General features: G+C 56.0%; 24 protein-coding genes, 1 tRNA gene and 3 pseudogenes. 15 read left to right on the top strand and 13 right to left on the bottom strand.

The features are described 5' to 3' along the window. Window positions 1-38: 38 nt before the first annotated feature. Together ECL_RS03315 and ECL_RS03310 are read right to left on the bottom strand one after the other, a co-directional pair. Window positions 39-1249, bottom strand: a pseudogene (locus tag ECL_RS03315) (IS3 family transposase). A 90-nt stretch (window positions 1250-1339) separates the two neighbouring features. Then, window positions 1340-1882: pseudogene (locus tag ECL_RS03310) on the bottom strand (IS5 family transposase); the annotation flags it as partial. 38 nt (window positions 1883-1920) lie between these two features. Here ECL_RS03310 and ECL_RS03305 point away from each other — a divergent pair. Then, window positions 1921-2457, top strand: a complete 537-nt coding sequence (locus ECL_RS03305) for a hypothetical protein (RefSeq protein ID WP_044158907.1) — start codon at window positions 1921-1923, stop codon at window positions 2455-2457. Continuing rightward, a complete protein-coding gene (locus tag ECL_RS03300) occupies window positions 2408-3418 on the top strand; it encodes a hypothetical protein (protein ID WP_013095383.1) in 1011 nt (336 codons plus the stop codon). Before ECL_RS03305 ends, ECL_RS03300 begins: the two co-directional genes overlap by 50 nt. Before the next feature lie 54 nt (window positions 3419-3472). Here ECL_RS03300 and ECL_RS03295 read toward each other — a convergent pair. The 6 genes and pseudogenes from ECL_RS03295 to rraB all read right to left on the bottom strand — a co-directional run. Beyond that, window positions 3473-3826, bottom strand: a pseudogene (locus ECL_RS03295) (tyrosine-type recombinase/integrase); the annotation flags it as partial. A 31-nt stretch (window positions 3827-3857) separates the two neighbouring features. Next, the gene (locus tag ECL_RS03290) at window positions 3858-4979 is read right to left on the bottom strand and encodes an IS3 family transposase (protein WP_013095381.1); all 1122 of its coding nucleotides are present in this window, start codon (window positions 4977-4979) and stop codon (window positions 3858-3860) included. Window positions 4980-5193: 214 nt separating this feature from the next. Further along, a tRNA-Leu gene (locus ECL_RS03285) sits at window positions 5194-5278 on the bottom strand. A gap of 105 nt (window positions 5279-5383) precedes the next feature. After that, window positions 5384-6106 (bottom strand): hypothetical protein, encoded by a 723-nt coding sequence (locus ECL_RS03280; RefSeq protein ID WP_013095380.1) that lies wholly within the window; start codon window positions 6104-6106, stop codon window positions 5384-5386. 30 nt (window positions 6107-6136) lie between these two features. After that, entirely contained in the window at window positions 6137-6895 is a 759-nt protein-coding gene (gene miaE / locus ECL_RS03275) for a tRNA isopentenyl-2-thiomethyl-A-37 hydroxylase MiaE (RefSeq protein ID WP_013095379.1), read from the bottom strand. A 46-nt stretch (window positions 6896-6941) separates the two neighbouring features. Next, window positions 6942-7367 (bottom strand): ribonuclease E inhibitor RraB, encoded by a 426-nt coding sequence (gene rraB, locus ECL_RS03270; RefSeq protein WP_006810300.1) that lies wholly within the window; start codon window positions 7365-7367, stop codon window positions 6942-6944. A 99-nt stretch (window positions 7368-7466) separates the two neighbouring features. Between rraB and argL the strand changes: the two genes are divergently transcribed. The 3 genes from argL to xynR all read left to right on the top strand — a co-directional run bounded on the left by argL (window position 7467) and on the right by xynR (window position 9465). Then, a complete protein-coding gene (gene argL, locus ECL_RS27625) occupies window positions 7467-7562 on the top strand; it encodes a putative translational regulatory protein ArgL (RefSeq protein WP_213014347.1) in 96 nt (31 codons plus the stop codon). Next, on the top strand, window positions 7532-8536 hold the full coding sequence (gene argF, locus ECL_RS03265; RefSeq protein WP_013095378.1) for an ornithine carbamoyltransferase: 1005 nt from the start codon (window positions 7532-7534) through the stop codon (window positions 8534-8536). The genes argL and argF (ECL_RS03265) overlap by 31 nt, the downstream gene beginning before the upstream one ends. Window positions 8537-8706: 170 nt before the next feature. Next, complete coding sequence (gene xynR / locus ECL_RS03260; RefSeq protein ID WP_013095377.1) at window positions 8707-9465, top strand: DNA-binding transcriptional repressor XynR; 759 nt, start codon at window positions 8707-8709, stop codon at window positions 9463-9465. Window positions 9466-9469: 4 nt separating this feature from the next. Here xynR and ECL_RS03255 read toward each other — a convergent pair whose 3' ends face one another. From ECL_RS03255 to ECL_RS03235, 5 genes are all read right to left on the bottom strand, one after another. Continuing rightward, the gene (locus ECL_RS03255) at window positions 9470-11080 is read right to left on the bottom strand and encodes a glycoside hydrolase family 43 protein (RefSeq protein ID WP_013095376.1); all 1611 of its coding nucleotides are present in this window, start codon (window positions 11078-11080) and stop codon (window positions 9470-9472) included. Between the two features lie 11 nt (window positions 11081-11091). Next, the gene (locus ECL_RS03250) at window positions 11092-12474 is read right to left on the bottom strand and encodes an MFS transporter (protein WP_013095375.1); all 1383 of its coding nucleotides are present in this window, start codon (window positions 12472-12474) and stop codon (window positions 11092-11094) included. Window positions 12475-12698: 224 nt separating this feature from the next. Next, the gene (yagF, locus tag ECL_RS03245; RefSeq protein WP_013095374.1) at window positions 12699-14666 is read right to left on the bottom strand and encodes a xylonate dehydratase YagF; all 1968 of its coding nucleotides are present in this window, start codon (window positions 14664-14666) and stop codon (window positions 12699-12701) included. Window positions 14667-14680: 14 nt separating this feature from the next. Further along, window positions 14681-15589, bottom strand: coding sequence for a 2-keto-3-deoxygluconate aldolase (gene yagE / locus ECL_RS03240; protein ID WP_013095373.1), 909 nt, complete (start codon window positions 15587-15589; stop codon window positions 14681-14683). Window positions 15590-15801: 212 nt separating this feature from the next. Further along, complete coding sequence (locus tag ECL_RS03235) at window positions 15802-16254, bottom strand: YhcH/YjgK/YiaL family protein (RefSeq protein ID WP_013095372.1); 453 nt, start codon at window positions 16252-16254, stop codon at window positions 15802-15804. 672 nt (window positions 16255-16926) lie between these two features. Here ECL_RS03235 and arcA point away from each other — a divergent pair. From arcA to gbpA, 10 genes are all read left to right on the top strand, one after another. Then, window positions 16927-18147, top strand: a complete 1221-nt coding sequence (gene arcA, locus ECL_RS03230; RefSeq protein WP_013095371.1) for an arginine deiminase — start codon at window positions 16927-16929, stop codon at window positions 18145-18147. 9 nt (window positions 18148-18156) lie between these two features. Then, entirely contained in the window at window positions 18157-19068 is a 912-nt protein-coding gene (locus ECL_RS03225) for a carbamate kinase (RefSeq protein ID WP_013095370.1), read from the top strand. Window positions 19069-19160: 92 nt separating this feature from the next. After that, window positions 19161-20165: an ornithine carbamoyltransferase gene (gene argF / locus ECL_RS03220; RefSeq protein WP_013095369.1), complete on the top strand. Its 1005-nt coding sequence runs from the start codon at window positions 19161-19163 to the stop codon at window positions 20163-20165. 47 nt (window positions 20166-20212) lie between these two features. Beyond that, on the top strand, window positions 20213-21616 hold the full coding sequence (locus ECL_RS03215) for a YfcC family protein (protein ID WP_013095368.1): 1404 nt from the start codon (window positions 20213-20215) through the stop codon (window positions 21614-21616). A gap of 75 nt (window positions 21617-21691) precedes the next feature. Further along, on the top strand, window positions 21692-22171 hold the full coding sequence (locus ECL_RS03210; RefSeq protein ID WP_013095367.1) for an arginine repressor: 480 nt from the start codon (window positions 21692-21694) through the stop codon (window positions 22169-22171). Between the two features lie 100 nt (window positions 22172-22271). Continuing rightward, window positions 22272-22376 (top strand): pyrBI operon leader peptide, encoded by a 105-nt coding sequence (locus ECL_RS03205; protein ID WP_022646880.1) that lies wholly within the window; start codon window positions 22272-22274, stop codon window positions 22374-22376. A gap of 34 nt (window positions 22377-22410) precedes the next feature. Next, window positions 22411-23343: an aspartate carbamoyltransferase gene (gene pyrB, locus ECL_RS03200; protein WP_013095365.1), complete on the top strand. Its 933-nt coding sequence runs from the start codon at window positions 22411-22413 to the stop codon at window positions 23341-23343. Window positions 23344-23355: 12 nt separating this feature from the next. Continuing rightward, on the top strand, window positions 23356-23817 hold the full coding sequence (pyrI, locus tag ECL_RS03195; protein WP_013095364.1) for an aspartate carbamoyltransferase regulatory subunit: 462 nt from the start codon (window positions 23356-23358) through the stop codon (window positions 23815-23817). A gap of 74 nt (window positions 23818-23891) precedes the next feature. Further along, the gene (gene ridA, locus ECL_RS03190; RefSeq protein WP_006810315.1) at window positions 23892-24278 is read left to right on the top strand and encodes a 2-iminobutanoate/2-iminopropanoate deaminase; all 387 of its coding nucleotides are present in this window, start codon (window positions 23892-23894) and stop codon (window positions 24276-24278) included. Window positions 24279-24409: 131 nt separating this feature from the next. Then, window positions 24410-25864 carry an N-acetylglucosamine-binding protein GbpA gene (gene gbpA / locus ECL_RS03185; protein WP_013095363.1) on the top strand — a complete coding sequence of 485 codons (1455 nt, stop codon included), beginning with the start codon at window positions 24410-24412 and terminating at the stop codon, window positions 25862-25864. The last annotated feature ends 53 nt before the right edge of the window (window positions 25865-25917 follow it).

Genomic DNA, 25917 nt, shown 5'->3' with positions numbered 1-25917 from the left:
GTGATCTTGACCCGCCATTTCCGGACAGCTTTTGTATCTTAAGTTAACGATGCCCGCTGCCGCCGGTATTCTCTCGGAGAGTGATATCCCAGCGCACTATGCGGGTGATTTTCATTGTAATGCGTGAACGCCGCTGCAAGGTTTCGCAGGGCTGTTCTCACATCCGGTTTCGGCATGAACGCGATATAGTCTTCCTTCATCGTCTTCACGAACCGTTCGGCCATGCCATTGCTCTGCGGGCTGCTCACCGCTGTTGTACATGGCTCCAGATTCAGCTCTTTGGCGAACCTCCGCGTTTCATGCGCGGTATATGCTGAACCCGTTGTCCGTCAGCCACTGCACCGCCTGTGTCGGGGCAGCCTGTCGCCGAAGCGCTTTTCCACCGACCTCAGCATCACATCCTGCACGGTCGAACTGTCATAGCCTCCCGTGCTTGCTGCCCAGTCTATGGCCTCACGGTCGCAGCAGTCCAGCGCGAACGTTACCCGCAGTTTTTCGCCGTTGTCGCAGCCGAACTCGAAGCCATCTGAACACCAGCGCATATCGCTTTCTGCCACCGCTATCTTGCCCTTATGTTCACGCTTCGGTCGCTCTGGTTTGTGATGCAACAACAACAGGTTATGCTCGCTCATTATCCTGTAAAGCCGTTTGGCATTCACAGGTGGCTGTCCCTCTGTGCGACGTTGCTTGCGCAGGATGCCCCACACGCGTCGATAACCATAACTCGGCATATCGCTGATAATGTTGAGGATAGCCGACAGTATTTCTGCGTCTGCTTCTTCATTACGCCGGTTACAGCGCCTGTCCTGCCAGTCGGCAGAACGGTTAATCCGCAGTGACAGTTGCGCACGCGACACGCCCATGGTCCGGCTGACCATGGCTATTCCCCGTCCTTTGGCAACAAGGGCGCGTGCGCTATCCATTTTCGCGACTGACCGTACTCCACGGCTTCTTTCAGGATCTCAACTTCCATCGTCTTCTTGCCCAGAAGGCGCTGAAGCTCCCGGACCTGCTTCAGAGCAGCAGTAAGCTCAGAAGCAGGAACGACTTCCTCTCCAGCCGCAACGGCGGTGAGGCTGCCTTCCTGATATTGCTTCTTCCACTTAAACAGCAGGCTGGGCTGGATACCATGCAGGCGGGCGACATGGGAGACATTCATACCCGGCTCCATCGTCTGCTGGATAATGGCGATCTTCTCCTGAGGAGTTTTACGTTTACGGACTTCTTGCCCTAACAGGATCCCGGTCATCTCAAAATTGGTGTTAGTGTTAGACATATATTCAAGCCTATCTCTTATCTGGAGATACAGCTACTGTCTGGTGTTTCAGGGGGCTACATCAGACAGGTCAGCGCAGATGATTTCATGTGTTTTACTGTCAACGGCGAGATGCAGCTTACGCCAGATACGGCGGCGTTCCTGGCCATGCTTTTTGACTTTCCACTCGCCTTCACCGAAGACCTTCAGCCCGGTGGAATCAATTACCAGGTGTGCGATTTCACCCCGGGTGGGCGTTTTGAAACTGACATTAACCGACTTTGCCCGCCTGCTGACACAGCTGTAATCCGGGCAGCGTAGCGGAACGTTCATCAGAGAAAAAATGGAATCAATAAAGCCCTGCGCAGCCCGCAGGGTCAGCCTGAATACGCGTTTAATGACCAGCACAGTAGTGATGGCAAGGTCAGAATAGCGCTGAGGTCTGCCTCGTGAAGAAGGTGTTGCTGACTCATACCAGGCCTGAATAGCTTCATCATCCAGCCAGAAAGTTATGGAGCCACGGTTGATGAGGGCTTTATTGTAGGTGGGCCAGTTGGTGATTTTGAACTTTTGCTTTGCCACGGAACGGTCTGCGTTGTCGGGAAGATACGTGATCTGATCCTTCAACTCAGCAAAAGTTCGATTTATTCAACAAAGCCGATTGAATGTTGAAAGCTATAGTAGGCATCGTCAAATACACGCGGATATACATAGCAATATTCATTTTATCGCTATTGATTATTTCAACATCCAATATTAACTATGTGTATAACGATTTTGCTAACTATTGCACTCTTCTCGTATCAGTTTCTGGAATGGTTTTTACTATTATGGGAATTTGGTTAGCATTTCTTTATCCAAATGCTTTACAGCGGATCGTTAACCCCAAAACTATAGAAACTGTTGATTTCACCGAACAACTGGAAGATACAAGAAGGTTAGAAGCAATAGTTGGAAGTGTTCTAAAGTCATCTTTCGTTATGATAACTTTACTTGTTATATATTTACTAAAACTAGTATTTTTCAAGAGTCACCTTTATATTGAGAGTCAAGAAGTAATAAAAAACACATCTTTAGCATTGATTATTGCTATTTCGTACATGCAGATTGAGGCAGTAATTAGCGTTATACTTGCGAATGTTATGTTTATCAATGACTTACATAACAAGAGAGAGCAACGAGACATCGACGATCAAGTGTGAGGGAAAAATGAAAAGGAACATACGAGTTATACCCAAAAACGTTTATAGCAAGCTAAAAAGACTTGGCAATACTGTTGTTGCTGGCACTTCCATCGCAATTACAGAAAGTCAATTAAAAAATGGAATGCTTGAACACCTTGGAATATACTATGATAATGGTGTAAATGCATATGAGGCGTCAGTAATACCGGATCCATTGCAGGGAAAATATTCTCTTAAAAATGTTTTCGGTGAAGAGATCGTTAGAAGAGATCTCCCTAAAGAAACTCATTACACTGAAATTGAGTCCCCTAACTGGGGTGATAGCTCCAACGGTACGCATACTGTTAGACTACCTCACGAGAAGTACCCCAGAGACATTATCCCACCGAAACTAATAGCAATTGAAATTAATCACAAACAGTCTTCGGGGAGTCATTTCATATTTAATTTCAGAGTGACCAGAATTTTAGAAAAAAAATCGAGCACGTTTGATGATGATTTATTATTCGACTTAAATCTTCTCCAAGAAAATCTTGGTAAATGTGGAGTTGAAAATGCTGATAAGCCTATATCAACTTATGCTGACACACTTATAGTGTCATGGGACATATTCCCACCAGGTAGTAAAGAAGAAGTTTTATCAAGAATCTTTAGAGGAAAAAATATCACTCCAGACAAGAAAAATGTTGCAGAAAATAGATATGACTTCTTTATGAGCCTTGAACCTAAAAAGATTGTCACCGGGAATAGTACGTTCAGTAATTATCTTGGAGCAATGCTAGAGGACGATCTGGTTGTTTTTGAGAATATAGAATATGGTAATGCGATATACATCCTCTATGATAACTGGGATGAAATCAGCAAGCTATCACGAATTGATTTGTTATCAGGAAGAGCAGGGAATAATTTCGATAGAATAATCCATAGTGGTAACTGGAAGGACGAAGTGCGAAAAAAAGTTGCTACTGGAAGATTATGATCAAAGTGTTTAATAAAAAATAAACGCCTATTGAAAGTATAGGCGTTTATTTTTCTAATTTTTTTTGTTTATTTTAGCAAAATCATAAGGTGTAACTGCTTTGCTTTCATTTGCTTTAAGGTAATCAGCCCACCATTGCACCATCAAACGACGCTCATCCAAATGCTCAGAGGTATGAATATACGCAGCACGGACATTATTTCTTTCAGAATGGCTCAACTGTCGTTCAATCGCGTCATCGCTCCATAACCCTGACTCCCCCATAGCACCACGCGCCATCGTCCTAAATCCATGTCCGCAAACTTCGGTTTTCGTGTCATAGCCCATCGCACGCAATGCGCTATTTATCGTGTTTTCACTCATGACCTGAGTTGCATCATGATCCCCCGGGAACAACAGCTCTTTATCAGTGACCTGCCCCCACGATTAGATACAACACTCAGTTAGTAACGTCGGAATCTTCATTCTCAGAATGACCCTTTCTCCAGCCCGCTGCAAATTCAGACGGTGTCTGATAATTCAGCGTGGAGTGCGGGCGGCATTCGTTATAATCCTGCCGCCAGTCATTAATAATTTTCCTGGCATGAACGATATCGCTGAACCAGTGCTCATTCAAACATTCATCGCGAAATCGTCCGTTAAAGCTCTCAATAAATCCGTTCTGCGTTGGCTTGCCCGGCTGGATTAAGCGCAACTCAACACCATGCTCAAAGGCCCATTGATCCAGTGCACGGCAAGTGAACTCCGGCCCCTGGTCAGTTCTTATCGTCGCCGGATAGCCTCGAAACAGTGCAATGCTGTCCAGAATACGCGTGACCTGAACGCCTGAAATCCCAAAGGCAACAGTGACCGTCAGGCATTCCTTTGTGAAATCATCGACGCAGGTAAGACACTTGATCCTGCGACCGGTGGAAAGTGCGTCCATGACGAAATCCATCGACCAGGTCAGATTGGGCGCCGCCGGACGGAGCAGCGGCAGACGTTCTGTTGCCAGCCCTTTACGACGTCTTCTGCGTTTTACGCCCAGGCCACTGAGGTGATAAAGCCGGTACACGCGCTTATGATTAACATGAAGCCCTTCACGGCGCAGCAACTGCCAAATACGACGGTAGCCAAAACGCCTGCGCTCCAGTGCCAGCTCAGTGATGCGCCCTGATAAATGCGCATCAGCAGCCGGACGGTGAGCCTCATAGCGGCAGGTCGACAGGGATAAACCTGTAAGCCTGCAGGCACGACGTTGCGACAGACCGGTCGCATCACACATCAACATCACGGCTTCCCGCTTCTGGTCTGTCGTCAGTACTTTCGCCCAAGAGCCACCTGAAGCCGCCTCTTTATCCAGCATGGCTTCGGCAAGCAGCTTCTTGAGTCTGGCGTTCTCTTCCTCAAGCGACTTCAGGCGCTTAACTTCAGGCACCTCCATACTGCCATACTTCTTACGCCAGGTGTAAAACGTGGCATCGGAAATGGCATGCTTGCGGCAGAGTTCACGGGCGGGTACCCCAGCTTCGGCTTCGCGGAGAATACTGATGATCTGTTCGTCGGAAAAACGCTTCTTCATGGGGATGTCCTCATGTGGCTTATGAAGACATTACTAACATCGGGGTGTACTAATCAACGGGGAGCAGGTCAGAAGTTAAGATGCCCCCAATTATGCCCCCAATGACATCCGGATTTCAACGGACTACCACGGACAACTCAGGACGTAAAAACCGCTGCAAGCGTTGATTTCAAAGGGTTTGATGGACTTTCTCGGATGATATTGGAAGTACTAATGGTGCCGAAGGCCGGACTCGAACCGGCACGTATTTCTACGGTTGATTTTGAATCAACTGCGTCTACCGATTTCGCCACTTCGGCACTGAAGGGGATGCGGAAACGTTGTGGATTATACCTGTCGCGCGCCGCCATGCAAGCGACGACGCGCTAAACCTGCGCTAAGTGCCCAAAAAACCAGCGCTACCGTCAGTCCAGCTCAGATACCGCCAGCCTAATCACCCTCGCCGCCTTCTGCTCCGGCAGCGCCAGCACCTTCGCCCACATCTCCTGCACCATATCGCAGGAGAGCTTCTCTTTGCCCACCGCCTTCTCCGGCATCTGCAGCAGCTGGATGTCCTCGCCGTACTTATCGGCAAGTGCCTTCATAATCGGCCGCACATCTTCGACAGCCGCCTCGCGCTCGGCCTGGGTCACGATGTGGCGGTTTTTGCCGTAGGCCGCGCGCATCATGTCGGCATCGGCCTGCATGCGCCGCGCCATCAGGTCTTTATCCAGCATGCGCATCGGGTTGATGCCGCCCTTCACCATCGGGTAGAGGAAGCGGAAGCAGGCGTCGTCGCTCACCTTCTGGATGGCGGCGGTCTGCTCCATATTGATGGTCATGTAGTTCACCACGTTGGCGTCCGGTGCGTTTTGCAGGCGCGTCATCTGCAGATGCAGGATCTGCGGCTGGATGGTGTCGATAATCTGCTGCTCCGGCTCGCCCGCTTTTTGCAGGGCGGCCATCTGGTCGAGGATGCGCTGGTGCAGCGCGGGCTCCTGCTCCTTAATCACCTGCCAGGCGGGCATCGCGTTGAGGGCGTTATCCATCTGCCGTTCCGGGGCGCGCTGCCTGTCGAAAAACACCCAGAACGCCACGGCGGCAGCCGCAATGACGACAATCACAATACGGGTCCACGTTTTATTCATCTCGCATCCTTATCCTTGAGTTATGCCGGTTTACACCAGCACGCCGCTGTGGAAGCGAAACTCGTTATCCGGTGTCGAGATAAGTGTGGCTTCAATTTCGCCAAAAAGCTTTATACGCGGTGAGATATCGTCGTCGCTCACCTGCTGGGCCAGCGTCAGGTAGTCCTGATAATGGCGCGCTTCCGAGCGCAGCAGCGAGAGATAGAACTTCTGCAGGTCGTCGTCGAGGAACGGGGCCAGCGCGGCGAAGCGTTCGCAGGAGCGGGCTTCGATGTAGGCGCCGCAGATGAGCTTGTCGATCAGCGTCAGCGGCTCGTGGGTGCGCACTTCCTTCAGCATCCCTTTGGCATAGCGGCTGGCGGTGATTTTGACGTACGGAATGTCGCGGGCCAGCATCGCCTCGCGCACCTGCCAGAAGTGGTGCAGCTCCTCTTTAATAAGCAGCACCATGCTGTCGATGAGCGCCTGGCCCCACGGGTCGTCGGTTTTGGGCATCACGCTTTTGCCAATCTGCCTGTGCAGGGCGATGAAGTCCGGCTCCGGGCCGTCGCGGAAGGTGAACTGTTCGTAGGGTTTGAGCCAGTCGAGCAGCGCGTCAGCACCGCTTTCGTCGGCGACGTATTTACGCACGAGTAATAGCGCGGTCTGGGCGGCCTTGAGCTCGCACACCATGTGGTCGGTGAGCAGCAGCGGCAGGTTCGCCGGGTCGCGGGCTTTATCAATCCATGCTTGCGGGGTCGGGCACTGGAGGAAGTTAAGTACGGGGGCGAGTATCTGCGGGTAATCCATGGTTCTGCCTTGAAAAAGCGGTGGCGCGCGCCACCGCCTGAAACGCTTAGTGACGCACGCCGTCGTCGTCTTCGTCGACGTAATCTTCGTCGTCGCCTTCTTCGCCGTCTTCACCGTTCGGATCTTCGAAGTAGGTTCCCCAGCCGTCGTACTCCACGTCAAACTTCTCGGCCAGGTTCATCAGCTGTTCTACCTGCGCGTCGATAAGCTCCGCCTTCAGCGCGCCTTCGCTCAGGATGTCGCAGCAGATGACGGTATCGCCCTCTTCCACTTCCAGCTCTTCCGGCTCGGTCACTTCGTAACCCAGTTTAAAAGCTTCCACCGCCATTTTTTCCAGCGCGTCGAAATCATCCGCAGAGAAATGGTGCTCGATGGTGTACAGCGCGTCCGGATCGCTACCGTCTTCCAGCAGCTCTTCAATAATCAGACGCGTCTCTTCGCGTTGTTCTTCCAGGTGTTCCGGGTTTGCCATGGCTCATTCCTCTTTAAAGTGCGGCAGATACTTCTATTTTCACACACGGACGTGTTTGCCTCCACCTTTGTGAGAAAGATTTGTTAAACGGGGTTGCAAATGAATAATTACACATATAAAGTGAATTTTAATTCAATAAGTGGCGTTCGCCATGTGAGGATAAAATGTCTGATCTGTACAAGAAACACTTTCTGAAATTGCTCGACTTTACCCCTGCACAGTTCACTTCTCTGCTGACTCTTGCCGCACAGCTCAAAGCCGATAAAAAAAATGGCAAGGAAGTACAAAAGCTTACTGGCAAAAACATCGCGCTCATCTTCGAAAAAGACTCAACCCGTACACGATGCTCTTTCGAAGTTGCCGCATTTGACCAGGGCGCGCGCGTCACCTATTTAGGGCCGAGCGGCAGTCAGATTGGGCATAAAGAGTCAATTAAGGACACCGCGCGCGTGCTCGGGCGGATGTACGACGGCATTCAGTATCGCGGTCACGGCCAGGAAGTGGTCGAGACGCTGGCGCAGTACGCGGGCGTGCCGGTGTGGAACGGGCTGACCAACGAGTTCCACCCAACGCAGCTGCTGGCGGACCTGCTGACCATGCAGGAGCACCTGCCGGGCAAGGCGTTTAACGAGATGACGCTGGTCTACGCGGGCGACGCGCGCAACAACATGGGCAACTCAATGCTGGAAGCGGCAGCGCTGACCGGGCTGGATCTGCGTCTGGTGGCTCCGAAGGCCTGCTGGCCGGAAGAGAGCCTGGTGGCGGAATGCAGCGCGCTGGCCCAGAAGCACGGCGGGAAGATCACCCTGACGGAAGACGTGGCGGCGGGCGTGAAGGGTGCGGACTTTATCTATACCGACGTGTGGGTGTCGATGGGCGAAGCCAAAGAGAAGTGGGCGGAGCGAATTGCGCTGCTGCGTGGGTATCAGGTGAACGCGCAGATGATGGCGCTGACCGGCAACCCGAACGTGAAGTTCCTGCACTGTCTGCCCGCGTTCCATGACGACCAGACCACGCTCGGCAAGCAGATGGCGAAGGAGTTCGACCTGCACGGCGGGATGGAAGTGACGGACGAGGTGTTTGAGTCGGCGGCGAGCATCGTGTTTGACCAGGCGGAAAACCGGATGCATACGATTAAGGCGGTGATGGTGGCGACGCTTGGGGGTTGAGTCCTCTGCGGTCTGGTGCCCTCACCCCGGCCCTCTCCCACAGGGAGAGGGGGAAAACACTAAAAAACGACAACAGGGTTGTCGTTTTTGCTTTTACCTCCCCTTCATTGATTTTTCACCCCGAAAAAGGTACGTTTTCGCCTTAATTCCAGCGTGGACATGCCAGCATTATGCCGATTATTCAGTCTGTTGAACGTGCGTTGCAGATCCTCGACCTGTTCAACGAGCAGGCCACCGAGCTTAAGATCACCGACATCAGCAAAATGATGGGGCTGAGCAAGAGTACCCTCCACTCCCTGCTGAAAACCCTGCAGCTCCATGGCTATATCGATCAGAACCCGGAGAACGGTAAATATCGCCTCGGCATGAAGCTGGTTGAGCGCGGTCATTTCGTCGTGGGCTCCATCGATATTCGTCAGAAGGCGAAAGGCTGGCTGACGGAGCTGTCCCAACGGACCGGGCAGACCACCCATCTGGGGATCCTCGACGGGCGTGAAGGGGTTTATATCGAGAAGATTGAAGGCAAGCTGGCCGCCATCGCCTATTCGCGCATTGGCCGCCGCCTGCCGGTTCATGCCACCGCCATCGGCAAGGTGTTGATTGCCTGGCTGGGCGAGACCGAGCTGAACGCCCTGCTTGAGGGCTATCAGTACACCACCTATACCCCTTCCACCCTCGCCTCTCGCGAAGCTTTAATGGCCGCTCTGGCGCAGACCCGTGAGCAGGGCTATGCCCTGGACAGCGAAGAGAACGAGCAGGGCGTGCGCTGCGTGGCGGTGCCGGTGTGGAACCATGAATCCCGCGTGATTGCCGCCCTGAGCCTGTCGACGCTGACCTCGCGCGTGGACGATGCCGGGCTGGCTAATTTCCGCGAGCAGCTTCAGCAGGCCGGGCTCCAGCTTTCACGCGCGCTGGGCTACCCGGCCTGAGCCGTTAAACCGGCTCGTAGGTGAAGTAGTCGAAGTCCGCGTGGCAGCCGTCGCCGCTGATGTCCTCGCAGTGCAGCCCCACAAACGCGCCGGTGAAGAAACCGCGCCCGCCAATGTAGTCGTCCGACAGTTTCCACGCCTCAAACGTTACCGGCACGGTGTGCCACGTCTCGCCATCGAACGAGTAGCTGTAGCGGTAGACAAGCGTATCCACATCCACCCGCAGCCAGATGCTCTCCGCACTCTCCGGCACCGGAATCGGCTGCTCATGCAGCGGCCATGACGGCACATTGTGGTCGAGTTGAATAACCTTGATGGTTCTCCCCTTCCCCTCCTCGTAGTCCACAAAGCAGTAGCTCCAGTTTTTACTGTTGTAGTAGCAGGTCAGTCCGGCGCTTTGCTGGAAGTGAACCGGCGAGAACTGCATCCGCGTTTCGGAGCGGAAGGTGAAGTGCTGCCAGCGGCGCGCCACGGTCGACTGGGTAAAGGTCGAGTTGAGCGAGTCGTTGCCGTAGAGCCGTAAATAGCCCGGGCGCGCGGTGAGCGAGCCGAGGGTGTCGTCGAACGGGATGCGCAGGGTCTGCAGTTCCGGGTCAAGCGTGCTGCCGTCGAAGTCCTCCCGCCAGTTGCCCTGAATGGATGCAGGCTGTTCCGCCACCTGTGGGCCTTTCACGGTCAACTGCGCGTGCTTGCCGCCTTCCACGTACGGCCAGCCGTCGCGCCATTCAATGCGGGCGATGCCGGTCTCGCGCCCCAGCGGACAGTAGCCGCGTCCGCCGGAGGCCAGCAGCGGCACGCCGGGCAGGCGCAGCGGGCGGCTGGTGAGGTAGGCCATATACCATTCCCCGGTGTGGGTCTGCAGCAGCGAGCCGTGGCCGCTCTTCTGCAGCGGGTTCTCCGGCAGGTGCCAGCTGGTCATCATCGTCACGTCCGGGTGCAGCTCGTACGGCCCGTCGATGGTTTTTGAACGCAGCACCACAACCGCGTGCTCGTAGCTGGTGCCGCCTTCGGCCACCATCAGGTAGTACCATCCCGCGTGGCGATAAAGGTGCGCGCCTTCGGTGTAGCAGAGCGGCGTGCCGGTAAACAGCGTTTTGCGCTCGGGCGAGAGGGTGCCGGTCTGCGGATCGAATTCCTGCATCACAATGGTGTTGTGCGGGTTGCTGTGGTGGCGCGGCCCCCACGGACGATACAGGTAGTACTTGCGGCCATCGTCGTCGTGGAACAGGGACGGGTCAAACCCGCCGTTGCCCATCGGGATCGGATCGCTCCACGGCCCCTCGATGGACGGCGCGGTGACGAGGAAGTTACGGCCATTTTTCCACGGCGAATCAACAATCTTTACGTCGGTGTAGAGCAGCCAGAATTTGCCGTCGGCATAGCTCAGGCACGGCGCCCAGATGCCGCCGGAGTCCGGGTTGCCCTTCATGTCCAGCATCGACACGCGGTCCAGCGGGGTGCTGACCAGCGACCAGTTTTTCAGGTCACGGGAGTGATAGATGCGCACGCCCGGGAACCACTCGAAGGTCGAAGTGGCGATGTAGTAGTCCTCGCCCTGACGACATAAAGACGGATCCGGGTTGAAGCCGGTGAGTATTGGGTTGGTGATTTCCATATTGCCTCCGGTTAATGGGATGCGGCTGTCGCTGCGTCGGGAACGGCCTCGCCCTGCGCCGCGCGGTGCTTGATCAGCTGCTGGCTGATGGCCTCCACGCGGGCATCGGTGAGCTTATAGAACGACAGCATGATGAACATGCCCACGTAGAGCACCACCGGCACCACGCAGAACAGAATTTTGATGGTGGTCAGCACCTCAACCGGCTGCACGCTGCTGCTGGCGGAGTAGTTGACGTACGCGAGGATCCAGCCCACCACCGCCCCGCCAATCGCCAGGCCAATCTTCAGGCTGAACAGATAGGTGGAGAACACCAGCCCGTCGAGGCGACGCCCGCTGCGGCTTTCTTCGTAATCCACCACGTCAGAGGCCATCAGCCACTGCAGCGGCGTGGTGGTGTTGAAGACGAACAGGAACAGGATGTTGAGGGCGAAAATCAGGGCAATATGCTCCGCCGGGGTGACGAAAATCAGCAGGCTGATCAGCGAGTAGGCGACGATGATCCACTTGAAGGCTTTTACCCGGTCGAAGCGGCCCAGCAGACGGGAGGAGCAGAGCGAGCCGAACATGGTGGCGAGGCTGCCGTAGAGTAAAAACTGGGTCGCCATCTCCGGGTGATCCATCACGTATTTGACGAAGTAAAGCGTCGCCCCGCCGCGTACCACGTTGGAGCAGGTCGCCATCATCTTGAACGCGCACATGATCCGCCACTGGCCGTTGCCCAGCAGCAGCTTAAGGTCTTTCGCCACCGACGAGCCCGGCTGAACCTCAAAAGTGTAACGCTCTTTGGTGGTAAAGAAGCAGACGTAGAGCAGCACCACGCCGGTCAGCCCCAGCACGCACATGGCGCCGAAATAGCCCACCTGCTCGTCCCCTTTGCCGATGATGCTCACCAGCGGCAGCGCGATGCCGCTAATGGCAAGCGAGCCCGCCGCCGCCAGGAAGAAACGCCACGACTGCAGGGCGTGACGCTCTTTCGGGTCGGCGGTAATCACGCCCGGCATGGCGCAGTACGGCACGTTAACGAAGGTGTAGACCAGGGTCAGCAGAATGTAGGTTACGCAGGCGTAGATGATTTTGCCCTGCGCAGAGAAATCCGGCGTGTAGAAGGTCAGCATGCAGACGATGCCAAACGGGATCGCCCCCCACAGCAGGAACGGGCGGAACTGGCCGTAGCGCGTGCGGGTGCGGTCCACCAGCAGCCCCATCAGCGGGTCGGTCACGGCGTCGAGCACGCGGGAGACCAAAAACAGCGTGCCCATAATGCCCGCCGACAGGCCAAACACGTCGGTATAAAAGTAAGCCAGCAGGAACATGGTGGCCTGCCAGACAAAGCCGCAGGCGGTGTCACCCAGCCCGTAGCCAATTTTATCTTTCATGGTTAATTGCATCATCATCGCACCTTTATTTTCGTATGCTGATTTCACAACATCGTGTTAATGGAGTGTAATGAGCTGTTCAATTAACCAGCAATGGTCATATCTTATTTCCGAATTACGATATTTTGCTTTTGTGACGCCACCGATATATCACAACGCATTGTTTAAATTGATAAATTTAAGATACGCGAAAACCGTCCACGGGATATTTCCCGTAGACGGTATCGCTCAGAAAATAATTAAAGTCCGAGTGCTTTTTTACCGGCGTTAATTACCTCGATAATTTTATCGGTGTCATAAATACAGCCTTTCCAGGTGCCGCCGCTCACCGACTGCAATGCCGCCCACAGGCGGGTATCGTCCGGCAAAAAGTCGTGAGGGTGCAGGTCCGGGTGCGTCTGTCTTACTGCCAGCTCGCGCGCGCCCTCTTCCGGCGTCAGCGGGTTTTCTGCGGTGCCGATAAAGTTGACGCTGCCCGTCAGGGTCAGGCGATCCACGGCAATCTCAATGATGTCGTTGTCGCGCAGCTTGCCAATCGGCCCGCCTGCCAGCGCTTCCGGCGACACGTGGCCGAAGCAGGCGCCCGTCGACACGCCAGAGAAGCGCGCATCGGTGATTAACGACACCGTCTTGCCCCACGAGATATGCTTCAGCGCAGAGGTGAGCTGGTAGGTCTCTTCCATGCCGGTACCGGACGGCCCACCGCCGATCACCACCATGATATCGCCCTGTTTAATCTCTTCCTGCTTGATGGCTTTAATCGCCTGTGCTTCCGAGACAAACACCCTTGCCCGGCCCGTATGACGGTAAACGCCATCGGCACCCACCACCGACGGGTCAATGGCCGTGGCCTTGATCACCGAGCCTTCCGGCGCGATGTTGCCCGTCGGGAAGCAGACCGTCGAGGTCAGCCCTCTCGCTTTTGCCTTCTCCGGCGGCAGGATCACATCATCCGGATCCACGCCGTCCTGCTCGCGCAGGCACTGGCGGAAGCGTTTACGGCGCTCGGACGCCTGCCACCAGTCGAGGTTTTCGCCCACCGTCTGGCCAGTGACGGTCATGGCATCCAGATGCAGCAGGCCGAGATCGCGCAGGTGGAGCATCACCTCCGGCACACCGCCCGCAAGGAAGGCGCGCACGGTCGGGTGATAGTCCGGGCCGTTGGGCAGCACGCTGACCAGGCGCGGCACCCTGCGGTTGACGCGTGTCCAGTGTTCTACGTCCGGGATCGTGCAGCCCGCCGCGTGGGCGATGGCCGGGATGTGCAGCAGTAAATTGGTGGAGCCGCCGAACGCCGCGTGGATCACCATGGCGTTTTCGATGGCTTTATCGGTGAGGATATCGCGCGTGGTGATGCCGCGGTTATCCAGCTCGCTCACCGCCCGCGCCGACTGGCGGGCAATTTCCAGCCACACCGCCTGCCCGGACGGCGCCAGCGCGGAGTGCGGCAGCGCCAGACCCAGCGCTTCGGCCACCACCTGCGAGGTGCCCGCCGTGCCGAGGAACTGACATCCGCCGCCCGGCGAGGCGCAGGCGCGACAGCCCAGCTCGGCGGCCTCCTGCAATGACAGTTCGTGGTTAGCAAAGCGCGCGCCGATGGTCTGCACCTTGCCCGCGTCTTCCCCCACGGTCGGCGGCAGCGTCGCCCCGCCCGGCACCAGAATGGTCGGCAGATTGTGCATCGAGGCCAGCGCAATCATGGTGGCAGGCAGCCCTTTATCGCAGGTCGCCACGCCAATGACCGCCCGGCGCGTCGGCAGGGAGCGAATCAGACGACGAAACACAATCGCCGCATCGTTGCGGTACGGCAGGGAGTCGAACATCCCGTGCGTGCCCTGCGAGCGCCCGTCGCACGGATCGCTGACGAAGGCCGCAAACGGGATCCCGCCGTTGCGGGTGATCTCCTTCGCCGCGGCCTGCATCTGCATGCCGATCTCCCAGTGCCCGGTGTGGTAGCCCAGCGCAACTGGTCGTCCGTCCCCGGCGCGGATGCCGCCCTGGGTGCCAATAATCAGCACCTCTTTGCCGGTCAGCTTGTTGGCGTCCCAGCCCATCCCGGCGTTCTGGGTCATGCCGAACAGATTGCCGCTGGGGGATTCCATCAGCATCTGCGGAGTCAGCGGCAGCGCGCCCTGCGGCCCCGCCGCATGGGTGATGACGGCATAAAACGCATCATCCTGCGGGGTGAAAATTTTCTCGATGGTCATGGTTATCGTCCGGCTCAGCAGAGCTTGAGCTGTTGCAGCAGGGTTTTCAGCTGCGCCTTACGCGGCTCGTCCAGCGCAGAGGCGGGCGGCAGCACGTGGGTAGAAATCGGGCGGCCGCAGAGCACAATTGCCTCTTTAATGACGTTCACAAACGGCGTATCCAGCTGATACATCTGCGGTATTTGCAGTAAGGTCTGATGATACTCAGCCGCTTTCGCCACGTCTTTATCCCGCCAGGCTTTCAGAAGATTCACCGACACCTGCGGAGCAAAGTTGCCGCTGGCCGAGATCGCCCCATCGCCGCCGAGCAGCAGGATATTAAACAGATGATCGTCGTAGCCGCACAGCACGGTGAAGTGCGGATGGGCGGCTTTGACGGTGTGGATCATGCTGCGCAGATGGGCCACGGAGTCGATGGTGTCTTTAATGCCGACGATGTTGCTGCGCGAGTCGGCCAGGATTTTCACCAGCGCCGGCGTCAGATCCTGCCCGGTCAGCGCCGGGAAGTTATAGAGGATCACCGGCAGCGTGACGCTGTCGGCCACCTGCTCGAAATAGCGGATCAGGTTCGCTTCAGATACCTTCCAGTAGTAGGGGTTGATCACCACGATGCCGTCCGCCCCCGCCTGCTGGGCGTGCTGGCTCAGTTCAATGGTTTCCCGGGCGTTGGTGCCACCGGTGCCGATCAGCACCGGCACACGACGATCGACGTGATCGATAGCAAAGCGGGCAATGGTTTTACGCTCTTCGGCGCTGAGCTGGGAGAACTCACCGCCGCTGCCCAGGAAGAACAGGCCGTCAACGCCTGCCGCGATCAGATCGTCGATCAGCGCGGCGGTGCCCTGCTTATCGAGCTGGCCGTCGGCGGTAAAAATGGTGGAGACAGGGGGAATGATTCCCGTGAACAACGCGGACTGCGGCATGAGATCTCCTTGCTGAATCATTTTGTTCTACATTATAGAACGGCGTTCATTAATTTAACGATCATACTATGACGCAGAAAAAGCACAGGTAAATGAGAGATGAGGAGGGAGTGTGGGAAGTTTAAGCTGGATCACATTATGCGTGGGTGCGGTCTGGTGCCCTCACCCCGGCCCTCTCCCACAGGGAGAGGGTTAGGGTGAGGGGTAAGGGGTTACTCCACCAACATCTTAACAACCACTTTCCTGACCTTAGCAGGCGCCCCCACCGCGCACAGCGGCTTATGCACTTCACCCGGCCAGAACACCACGAAATCCCCTTCGCTCAGCACCACGGTTTTCTCCTGCTCGCCTTCCGGCAGGAACGCGATATCTTTATCCGCCAGCCAGTCGGTGTCCGGCGTGCCGTGTGGCAAGGTACTGAACGTCATCCCTTCCTGCCCTTTGAGCACAATCTGAATGTCCAGATAGCGAGCATGGTACTCCGCGCGGCGCTCGGCAAACGGCTGGGTCATGTCTTCGGAGACCAGATAAAACAGGTTGTTGCCGTTGATGTCGTGTTTGCCCGGCGGGGTGGCGTCGGTGACGTGGGCTTTAACGTGCTCGATGGCCAGACGCAGGGGTTCCGGTAGCCAGGCTTGCAGATGGTGGATGTTGCCGATAATCATAATTAAACCCTCATAATAAAACGCTGTTTCATTTTAATCTTTTATACGAGAATTCAAACTGCCATACCAGCCCTTTTTCGCGGAGAGTTGCGCGAACGCATGTTTATCGGGAATGGTGTTAATTTGCTGTTAATCCCTCACAGGCATTTATGCAGTTGTTATGCATAACCTCAGCGCGTCGTGACGATGCCGTGTCGCTAACTCACTGATTGTACTGCCTTCATCATAAAACTCGCGCCAGCTTCACACTTTATCATTTTGATTATTTGCTATTAAATTCCATAATTATTTATTGATTTTTCTTAAGTCAAAAATAGTTAATTGGCTATTCTGCATAGCCATTCCGCACATGAAATAAAATCATTTAAAATCAATATCATAACCAAATATGTCAAAACATTAAATTCTACAAAATAATAACAACCACAAATAATGCCAACGGATCCTGCTTAGCTATTCACCGGCTAATAATATCAAATTAATCATTATCTGATGCGAATCATGCAAATGAAAACAAACTACTCAATACCTAATTTCACGTGAGCAACATCACAATACGGTTTATTTAAGCGCCTACTATTGACCACGAAATCAATTGAGCTTAGCCGCCATATCATTACACGAATATGGCGCATGCCCTTTTTATTCTGAAAAACAGTTAAAGGAATAATTATGGAAAAGCATTATGTCGGTTCTGAAATTGGTCAATTGCGTAGCGTGATGCTGCACCGCCCTAATTTAAGTCTTAAACGCTTAACGCCATCAAACTGTCAGGAGCTGTTATTTGATGATGTGCTCTCGGTTGAGCGGGCGGGTGAGGAGCATGACATTTTCGCAAACACGCTGCGCGAGCAGGGTGTGGAAGTCCTGCTGTTGACCGACCTTCTCACTCAAACGCTTGATATTGCAGAGGCGAAAGCCTGGCTGCTGGAGACGCAAATCTCCGACTACCGTCTCGGCCCCACCTTTGCCAGCGATGTCCGCGGCTGGCTGGCGGATATGCCGCACCGGGAACTGGCGCGCAGACTGAGCGGCGGATTAACCTACGGTGAAATTCCGGCGGCGATTAAAAATATGGTGGTGGATACCCACACGGCGAATGATTTTATTATGAAGCCGCTGCCAAACCATTTATTTACCCGCGATACCTCGTGCTGGATTTATAACGGCGTCTCCATTAACCCGATGGCCAAACCGGCCCGCCAGCGTGAAACCAATAACCTGCGGGCCATATATCGCTGGCACCCGGCATTCGCCGATGGCGAATTTATTAAGTATTTCGGCGACGAGAATATTAATTATGACCATGCCACCCTGGAGGGCGGCGACGTATTAGTGATTGGCCGCGGCGCGGTATTAATTGGCATGTCTGAACGCACCACCCCGCAGGGCGTGGAGTTCCTCGCTAACAGCCTGTTTAAACATCGACAGGCCGAGCGCGTGATTGCCGTTGAGCTGCCAAAACACCGCTCCTGCATGCACCTCGACACCGTCATGACCCACATCGACGTGGACACCTTCTCCGTCTACCCGGAAGTGGTGCGTAAAGACGCCCAGTGCTGGACGCTCACCCCGGACGGACGCGGCGGCCTGCTGCGCACCCAGGAAACCGACCTGCTGCACGCCATCGAGAAAGCGCTCGGTATTAATCAGGTACGCCTGATCACCACCGGCGGCGACGCCTTTGAAGCCGAGCGCGAGCAGTGGAACGACGCCAACAACGTGCTCACCATCCGCCCGGGCGTGGTGATCGGCTACGAGCGCAACGTCTGGACCAACGAGAAATACGACAAAGCGGGGATCACCGTGCTGCCTATCCCGGGCGACGAGCTGGGACGCGGTCGCGGCGGCGCGCGCTGCATGAGCTGCCCACTGGAACGCGACGGAATTTAAGGAGCCACTATGGAACGAAAACCCACTCTGGTTGTGGCCCTGGGCGGCAACGCATTGCTCAAACGCGGCGAACCGCTAGAAGCCGAGATCCAGCGTAAAAACATCGATCTCGCGGCCCGTACCATCGCCGGGCTGACGGAGCAGTGGCGCGTGGTGCTGGTGCACGGCAACGGGCCGCAGGTCGGGCTGCTGGCGTTGCAGAACAGCGCCTACGACAAAGTCGCCCCCTACCCGCTGGACGTTCTCGGCGCCGAAAGCCAGGGGATGATCGGCTACATGCTCCAGCAGGCGCTGAAAAACAGCCTGCCCCAGCGCGAGGTGAGCGTGCTGCTCACCCAGGTGGAGGTGGACGCCGCCGACCCGGCCTTCAGCAACCCGACCAAGTACATCGGCCCGGTCTACAGCGAAGCCCAGGCAAAAACGCTACAGGCAGAGAAAGGCTGGGTGTTCAAGGCCGACGGCAGCTACTTCCGCCGCGTGGTGCCCTCTCCGCAGCCGAAACGCATCGTTGAGAGCGATGCCATCGCGGCGCTGATCCAGCGCGACCACCTGGTGATCTGCAACGGCGGTGGCGGCGTGCCGGTGGTGGAAAACGCCAACGGCTATCACGGCATTGAGGCGGTGATCGACAAAGACCTCTCCGCCGCCCTGCTGGCGCGCCAGATTGAGGCGGATGCCCTGCTGATCCTCACCGATGCCGACGCGGTGTACCTCGACTGGGGCAAACCAACCCAGCGTCCGCTGGCACAGGTGACGCCGGAACTGCTCAAGGGCATGGCGTTCGACGCCGGCTCGATGGGACCGAAAGTGGCCGCCTGCCGCGAGTTTGTTGAGGCCTGCAACGGGATTGCCGGGATCGGCGCGCTGGCCGACGGCGCGGAGATCCTCGCGGGCGAGAAAGGCACGTTGATTCGTAACTGAATAACTTCCCCCTCACCCGACTCTCCCTCTCCCCGTGGGAGAGGGCCGGGGTGAGGGCACCAGACAGCAAAATTTTAAAAAGGATTTCCCACATGACCATCAACCTGAAAAACCGCAACTTCCTCAAACTGCTGGACTATACCCCGGCGGAGATCCAGTACCTGATCGACCTCGCCATCGAACTGAAGGCCGCCAAAAAAGCCGGACGTGAGAAGCAAACCCTGGTCGGGAAAAATATCGCCCTGATTTTTGAAAAAACCTCCACCCGCACCCGCTGCGCCTTTGAAGTGGGCGCATTTGACCAGGGCGCGCAGGTCACCTACCTCGGCCCAAGCGGCTCGCAGATTGGCCATAAAGAGTCGATGAAAGACACCGCCCGCGTGCTGGGCCGCATGTATGACGGCATCGAGTATCGCGGCTACGGCCAGGCCATCGTCGAAGAGCTGGGCGAGTACGCGGGCGTGCCGGTATGGAACGGCCTGACTGACGAGTTCCACCCCACCCAAATCCTCGCCGATCTGATGACCATGCTGGAGCACTCGCCGGGCAAAACCCTGCCGGAGCTGAGCTTTGCCTATCTGGGCGACGCGCGCAACAACATGGGCAACTCGCTGATGGTCGGCGCGGCCAAAATGGGAATGGATATCCGCCTGGTGGCACCAAAGTCCTTCTGGCCGGAAGCGGGGCTGGTTGAGCAGTGCCGCGCCATCGCCAAAGAAACGGGCGCACGCATCACCCTTACCGACGACGTAGAAGAAGGTGTGCAGGGAGCCGATTTCCTCTACACCGACGTGTGGGTCTCCATGGGCGAGCCGAAGGAAGCCTGGGCCGAGCGCGTCAGCCTGATGAAGCCGTATCAAATCAATGCGCAGGTGATGAAGGCCACCGGCAACCCGAACGTCAAGTTTATGCACTGCCTGCCGGCGTTCCACAACGAACACACCAAAGTGGGCCGCGAAATTGAGATGGCCTACGGCCTGAAAGGACTGGAGGTGACAGAAGAGGTCTTTGAATCACCAAACTCTATTGTCTTCGACGAAGCAGAAAACCGTATGCACACCATAAAAGCCGTCATGGTGGCGACACTCGGCGACTAATCACCGCCCGGCGCGCCACGGGGTGCGCCGGGGTTCAGGAGAACATCATGGGCAAGTTTAAGTTTCCCTCCGCTTACACCATTCTCTTTTTTCTGATTGCCGTCGTGGCCGTGCTGACGTGGATTATTCCGGCCGGACAGTACCATATGGCAATGAACGAGGCGCTCGGCAAGGACGTGCCGGTTGCCGGGACCTATGCGCACGTGGCGGCCCACCCGCAGGGGCTGGTTTCCGTACTGATGGCTCCCATTGCCGGGCTGTACGATCCGGAGTCCGGCCAGGCCGGGGCGATCGACGTAGCGCTGTTTATCCTGATCATCGGGGGATTTCTCGGGATCGTCACCAAAACCGGGGCGATCGACGCCGGGATCGAGCGCGTCACCACGCGATTACGCGGGCGTGAAGAGTGGATGATCCCGATCCTGATGGCGCTGTTCGCCGCAGGCGGCACCATCTACGGCATGGCCGAAGAGTCACTGCCGTTCTACACCCTGCTGGTACCGGTAATGCTGGCCGCCCGTTTTGATCCGGTTGTCGCGGCCTCCACCGTGTTGCTCGGCGCGGGGATCGGCACGCTCGGCTCTACCATCAACCCCTTCGCCACGGTGATCGCCGCCAACGCCGCCGGTATCCCCTTCACCAACGGGATCGTCCTTCGCGTGGCGCTGCTGGTCATCGGCTGGATCATCTGCGTGGCGTGGGTAATGCGTTACGCCCGTAAGGTGCGCCAGGATCCGTCTCTTTCCATCGTTGCAGACAAACAGGAAGAGAACCGTGCCCATTTCCTCGGTAACAAAGACGCACAGACGCTGGAATTTACCCCGGTGCGCAAAATCATCCTGGTCATTTTCGCCCTCGCCTTCGCGGTGATGATTTACGGCGTGGCGGTGCTGGGCTGGTGGATGGCGGAGATCTCGGCGGTGTTTCTCGCCAGCGCCATTATCGTGGGGCTTATCGCCCGCATGAGCGAAGAGGAGCTGACCTCAACGTTTATCAACGGCGCACGAGATTTGCTGGGCGTCGCGCTGATTATCGGCATCGCCCGCGGTATCGTAGTCATCATGGATAAGGGCATGATTACCCACACCATTTTGCACAGCGCGGAAGGGCTGGTCAGCGGGTTATCCACGGTGGCGTTTATCAACGTGATGTACTGGCTGGAGGTGGTGCTGTCATTTCTTGTGCCTTCTTCATCCGGCCTGGCCGTTCTGACGATGCCGATCATGGCACCGCTTGCCGATTTCGCTAACGTCAACCGCGACCTGGTAGTCACGGCTTACCAGTCAGCCTCCGGTATCGTTAACCTGGTGACGCCCACCTCCGCGGTGGTTATGGGCGGGCTGGCTATCGCCCGCGTGCCCTATGTGCGCTACCTGAAATGGGTGGCGCCGCTGCTGGGGATACTCACGGTGGTGATCATGGTGGCGTTAAGCCTGGGGGCAGTATTGTGATGTTTTGACGTTGTAGGCCCGGTAAGCGTAGCGCCACCGGGCGTTTTGTTTCAGCCACTTACATGGGAAATAGTTATGACGGAATATGGTGATTACTCTCCAAAAGAACAGCTACAGCTGACGGTCTGTCAGCGCCTGATCGCAGAAAAGAGCTATCTCTCCCAGGAAGAGATTCGCCGCGATTTGCAGGAGCGTGGTTTTGAGACCATCAGCCAGTCCACCGTTTCACGTCTGCTCAAGTTGCTTGGTGTCATAAAAATTCGAAATGCCAAAGGGCTAAAGATTTATTCGTTGAATCCTCTTCTGCGCCCTGCCCCCGACGCCGCGCGTACCGTTTCCGAAATGGTGGTCAGCGTGGAGCATAATAGCGAATTTATCCTTATTCATACCGTGGCCGGATATGGCCGCGCGGTGGCGCGCATTCTGGATTATCACCAGTTACCGGAAATTTTAGGCGTGGTTGCCGGAAGCAGTATTGTCTGGGTCGCCCCCCGGGTGGTGAAACGTACCGCGCTGGTGCATAAGCAAATTAATTATTTACTCAGAACGCATTAATATTCATAAAGAACCGTTTGCATTGAGTAAAGCGTGCATTAAATTGCTTGATCCGGACATCGGGGTGCGTATAATGCCCGACAATTTGCCGGGAGGAAGCATGGTCAAGCGTGTTCGACATAACGTCTTACCGCGTCTGAAATCAGACGCTGGCCTGCCGTTTTTCTTCCCGTTGCTAAACCTATTCCCAGAGCCCCTCATTTGAGGGGCTTTTTTTTGCCCGGCGTCAGGAGATAAACATGAATCCGCTTTATCAAAAACACATCATTTCCATAAACGACCTCAGCCGCGAAGAGCTGGAACTGGTTCTGGAAACCGCGGCAAAACTGAAGGCCAATCCGCAACCGGAGCTGCTGAAGCACAAGGTGATTGCGAGCTGCTTCTTTGAAGCCTCGACCCGCACGCGCCTCTCCTTTGAAACCTCCATGCACCGCCTGGGCGCGAGTGTGGTGGGCTTCTCAGATAGCAGTAACACGTCGCTGGGTAAAAAAGGCGAAACCCTGGCGGATACGATTTCAGTGATCAGCACCTACGTTGACGCGATTGTAATGCGTCACCCGCAGGAGGGCGCGGCCCGTCTGGCGACCGAGTTCTCCGGCGGTATTCCGGTGCTGAACGCCGGTGACGGTGCCAACCAGCATCCGACGCAGACCCTGCTGGATCTGTTCACCATTCAGGAGACCCAGGGCCGTCTGGAAAACCTGAACATCGCCATGGTGGGTGACCTGAAATATGGCCGCACGGTTCACTCCCTGACCCAGGCGCTGGCGAAATTCAACGGCAACCGCTTCTTCTTCATCGCCCCGGACGCGCTGGCGATGCCGCAGTACATTCTCGACATGCTGGATGAAAAAAGCATTCCGTGGAGCCTGCACGCCAGCATCGAAGAGGTGATGGGCAACGTGGATATTCTGTATATGACCCGCGTGCAGAAAGAGCGTCTGGATCCGTCCGAGTACGCCAACGTGAAGGCGCAGTTTGTGCTGCGCGCCAGCGACCTCGAGGGCGCGCGCGACAACATGAAGGTGCTGCACCCGCTGCCGCGCATCGATGAGATCACCACAGACGTGGATAAAACGCCGCACGCCTGGTACTTCCAGCAGGCCGGAAACGGCATCTTCGCCCGCCAGGCGTTACTGGCACTGGTTCTGAATCGCGAATTGGCTCTGTAAGGGGAAACGACAATGACACACGATAACAAACTCCAGGTTGAAGCCATCAAACGTGGCACCGTGATTGACCACATCCCTGCGCAGGTCGGCTTTAAGCTGCTGACGCTGTTTAAACTGACCGAAACCGACCAGCGCATCACCATCGGCCTGAATCTGCCGTCAGGCGAAATGGGCCGCAAGGACCTGATCAAGATCGAGAATACCTTCCTGACCGACGAGCAGGTTAACCAGCTGTCGCTGTACGCGCCGGACGCCACCGTTAACCGTATCGACAATTACGACGTGGTGGGCAAATCACGCCCAAGCCTGCCGGAGCGGATTGAGAGCGTGCTGGTTTGCCCGAACAGCAACTGCATCAGCCACGCGGAACCGGTCTCCTCCAGCTTCGCAGTGAAAAAACGCGCCGATGACATCGCACTCAAATGCAAATACTGCGAAAAAGAGTTTTCTCATTATGTGGTGCTGGCCAACTAATTGAGGTTGGTAAAGGATCCCGGCCTCCCTATAATGGCCGGGACTCTTAAATCAGCTGTTATTCTGGAGAAATCATGACCAAAGTACTCGCGACGGAAAATGCACCAGCGGCTATCGGCCCATACGTTCAGGGCGTTGATCTGGGTAGCATGATTATTACCTCTGGCCAGATCCCGGTGAACCCGAAGACCGGTGAAGTGCCAGCCGACGTAGCGGCGCAGGCGCGTCAGTCGCTGGAAAACGTGCAGGCGATTGTGGAATCCGCAGGCCTGAAAGTGGGCGACATCGTGAAAACCACCGTTTTCGTGAAAGATCTGAACGATTTCGCCACCGTTAACGCTACTTATGAAGCGTTCTTCACCGAGCATAACGCCTCTTTCCCGGCGCGCTCCTGCGTGGAAGTGGCTCGTCTGCCAAAAGACGTGAAAATTGAAATCGAAGCGATTGCCGTACGTCGCTGATTGATAGCAGCAGAGAATGGGCGGCTTCGGCTGTCCATTTTTTTTGGTTATTTTTCCTCTCACCACAGCATGACCTTCCCCACCCGCCATTAATAACATCACCCTGCGTATTTATTATTAATGGACTAACAATGAAATTATCAAAAATTGCCCTTGCGATGGCGACCCTGACCGTTGCCTCATCCGCTTTAGCGCACGGATATATTGAGTCTCCTGCCAGCCGCGCTTATATGTGCAAGCTCGGTCAAAACATTGACTGTGGCTCTGTTCAGTATGAACCGCAGAGCGTGGAGAAAACCTCCGGCTTCCCGGGCGGTGCGATGCCGCCAGACGGCCAGCTTGCCAGCGCGGGGATTGCGAATTACTCCCAGCTGGATAAACAGAGCCTGAACGCGTGGACGAAAAGCCCCATGACCGCCGGCCCGCATGAGTTTGTCTGGTATCACACCGCGCCGCACAAAACCACCAACTGGCGTTACTACATCACCAAACAAAACTGGGATCCGAATAAACCCCTGACCCGCGATCAGTTTGAATTAACCCCGTTCTGTACCGTGAATGGAAATGGCCAGGCCCCCGCGATGCGCAAAGCCATGACCTGTAATGTACCTGCGCGAACGGGTTACCAGGTGATTTATGGCGTCTGGGAAATAGCGGATACCTCGAACAGTTTCTACCAGGCCATTGACGTTGATTTTGGTAACGGCGGCAATGTTACCCCGGATGACGGTGCCGGCATCGAATCAGAGTGGAGCAAAGTCCTCAGCGGCCAGATTGCGGGTAATAACCTGAACGTCGGCGATAAGGTCATTGCCCGCTTCTTCGACGCGCACGGTGAAGTGACGTCCCTGCGCACGGAAATAACGATCGCCACGGCCGCGCAGGGGGATGCCAACCAGTGGTCGTACGATCTGGCGCAGAAAATTAACACCGCGCACCAGGACATTCGCGTCGGCGTGAAGGATGAGGGCGGCGACATTAGCCCGGTCCATGGCGCGAACAGCGTATTCGTCAAAGAGGACAGCGCCCTGCAGTCCGTTGCGATTTCGTACGAAGAGCAGAAGGCAGAGGTCAATGAAACCATCGCCGTCAGCAATTTGCACTACAGCAAAATCGAGAACGGCAATGCGACCGTCACCTTCCATGTGAATACCCACGGTAACGTCGATTTCGAAGCCCACGTCATGAACCATCACGGGGCGGAAAAAGGGTACCTGAAGCAGGAGATGAATAACGCGAATCAGGACGTCACCCTGACGCTGACCGGCGTTGAGGCGGGTCACCACATGCTGAAGTACTACGCCACCAATAAAGACGGCACGCTGTTTGCGCAGGATGTGCTGAACCTGATGCTGGAAGAGGAAGCCGCGGCGGACAACAGCACCGGTCAGCATGATTACATCTTCCCGGATAACATCGCGTCGTACAAAGCGGGCACCGTGGTGCTGCAGCCAAAAGACGGTAAGACCTACCAGTGTAAGCCTTTCCCGTACAGCGGCTACTGCGTGCAGTGGAGCAAGTATGCGACCCAGTTTGAGCCGGGCACCGGTTCACACTGGAAAGAGGCGTGGGTGCTTAAGCACTGAGTCGTCTGATCCCTCACCCCGGCCCTCTCCCAAAGGGAGAGGGTGTATTAATT

Source organism: Enterobacter cloacae subsp. cloacae ATCC 13047, from assembly GCF_000025565.1.
GTDB classification, from domain to species: domain Bacteria; phylum Pseudomonadota; class Gammaproteobacteria; order Enterobacterales; family Enterobacteriaceae; genus Enterobacter; species Enterobacter cloacae.
This window is presented reverse-complemented; position numbering and strand designations above follow the sequence as displayed.

Excerpts from the sequence above, each read along its gene's own strand:
- ECL_RS03305 (WP_044158907.1), top strand. The coding sequence starts at position 1,921 with ATGTTGAAAGCTATAGTAGGCATCGTCAAATACACGCGGATATACATA.
- ECL_RS03300 (WP_013095383.1), top strand. The coding sequence starts at position 2,408 with ATGACTTACATAACAAGAGAGAGCAACGAGACATCGACGATCAAGTGT.
- ECL_RS03290 (WP_013095381.1), bottom strand. The coding sequence starts at position 4,979 with ATGAAGAAGCGTTTTTCCGACGAACAGATCATCAGTATTCTCCGCGAA.
- ECL_RS03280 (WP_013095380.1), bottom strand. The coding sequence starts at position 6,106 with ATGAATAAAACGTGGACCCGTATTGTGATTGTCGTCATTGCGGCTGCC.
- miaE (WP_013095379.1), bottom strand. The coding sequence starts at position 6,895 with ATGGATTACCCGCAGATACTCGCCCCCGTACTTAACTTCCTCCAGTGC.
- rraB (WP_006810300.1), bottom strand. The coding sequence starts at position 7,367 with ATGGCAAACCCGGAACACCTGGAAGAACAACGCGAAGAGACGCGTCTG.
- argL (WP_213014347.1), top strand. The coding sequence starts at position 7,467 with ATGAATAATTACACATATAAAGTGAATTTTAATTCAATAAGTGGCGTT.
- argF (WP_013095378.1), top strand. The coding sequence starts at position 7,532 with ATGTCTGATCTGTACAAGAAACACTTTCTGAAATTGCTCGACTTTACC.
- xynR (WP_013095377.1), top strand. The coding sequence starts at position 8,707 with ATGCCGATTATTCAGTCTGTTGAACGTGCGTTGCAGATCCTCGACCTG.
- ECL_RS03255 (WP_013095376.1), bottom strand. The coding sequence starts at position 11,080 with ATGGAAATCACCAACCCAATACTCACCGGCTTCAACCCGGATCCGTCT.
- ECL_RS03250 (WP_013095375.1), bottom strand. The coding sequence starts at position 12,474 with ATGATGCAATTAACCATGAAAGATAAAATTGGCTACGGGCTGGGTGAC.
- yagF (WP_013095374.1), bottom strand. The coding sequence starts at position 14,666 with ATGACCATCGAGAAAATTTTCACCCCGCAGGATGATGCGTTTTATGCC.
- yagE (WP_013095373.1), bottom strand. The coding sequence starts at position 15,589 with ATGCCGCAGTCCGCGTTGTTCACGGGAATCATTCCCCCTGTCTCCACC.
- ECL_RS03235 (WP_013095372.1), bottom strand. The coding sequence starts at position 16,254 with ATGATTATCGGCAACATCCACCATCTGCAAGCCTGGCTACCGGAACCC.
- arcA (WP_013095371.1), top strand. The coding sequence starts at position 16,927 with ATGGAAAAGCATTATGTCGGTTCTGAAATTGGTCAATTGCGTAGCGTG.
- ECL_RS03225 (WP_013095370.1), top strand. The coding sequence starts at position 18,157 with ATGGAACGAAAACCCACTCTGGTTGTGGCCCTGGGCGGCAACGCATTG.
- argF (WP_013095369.1), top strand. The coding sequence starts at position 19,161 with ATGACCATCAACCTGAAAAACCGCAACTTCCTCAAACTGCTGGACTAT.
- ECL_RS03215 (WP_013095368.1), top strand. The coding sequence starts at position 20,213 with ATGGGCAAGTTTAAGTTTCCCTCCGCTTACACCATTCTCTTTTTTCTG.
- ECL_RS03210 (WP_013095367.1), top strand. The coding sequence starts at position 21,692 with ATGACGGAATATGGTGATTACTCTCCAAAAGAACAGCTACAGCTGACG.
- ECL_RS03205 (WP_022646880.1), top strand. The coding sequence starts at position 22,272 with ATGGTCAAGCGTGTTCGACATAACGTCTTACCGCGTCTGAAATCAGAC.
- pyrB (WP_013095365.1), top strand. The coding sequence starts at position 22,411 with ATGAATCCGCTTTATCAAAAACACATCATTTCCATAAACGACCTCAGC.
- pyrI (WP_013095364.1), top strand. The coding sequence starts at position 23,356 with ATGACACACGATAACAAACTCCAGGTTGAAGCCATCAAACGTGGCACC.
- ridA (WP_006810315.1), top strand. The coding sequence starts at position 23,892 with ATGACCAAAGTACTCGCGACGGAAAATGCACCAGCGGCTATCGGCCCA.
- gbpA (WP_013095363.1), top strand. The coding sequence starts at position 24,410 with ATGAAATTATCAAAAATTGCCCTTGCGATGGCGACCCTGACCGTTGCC.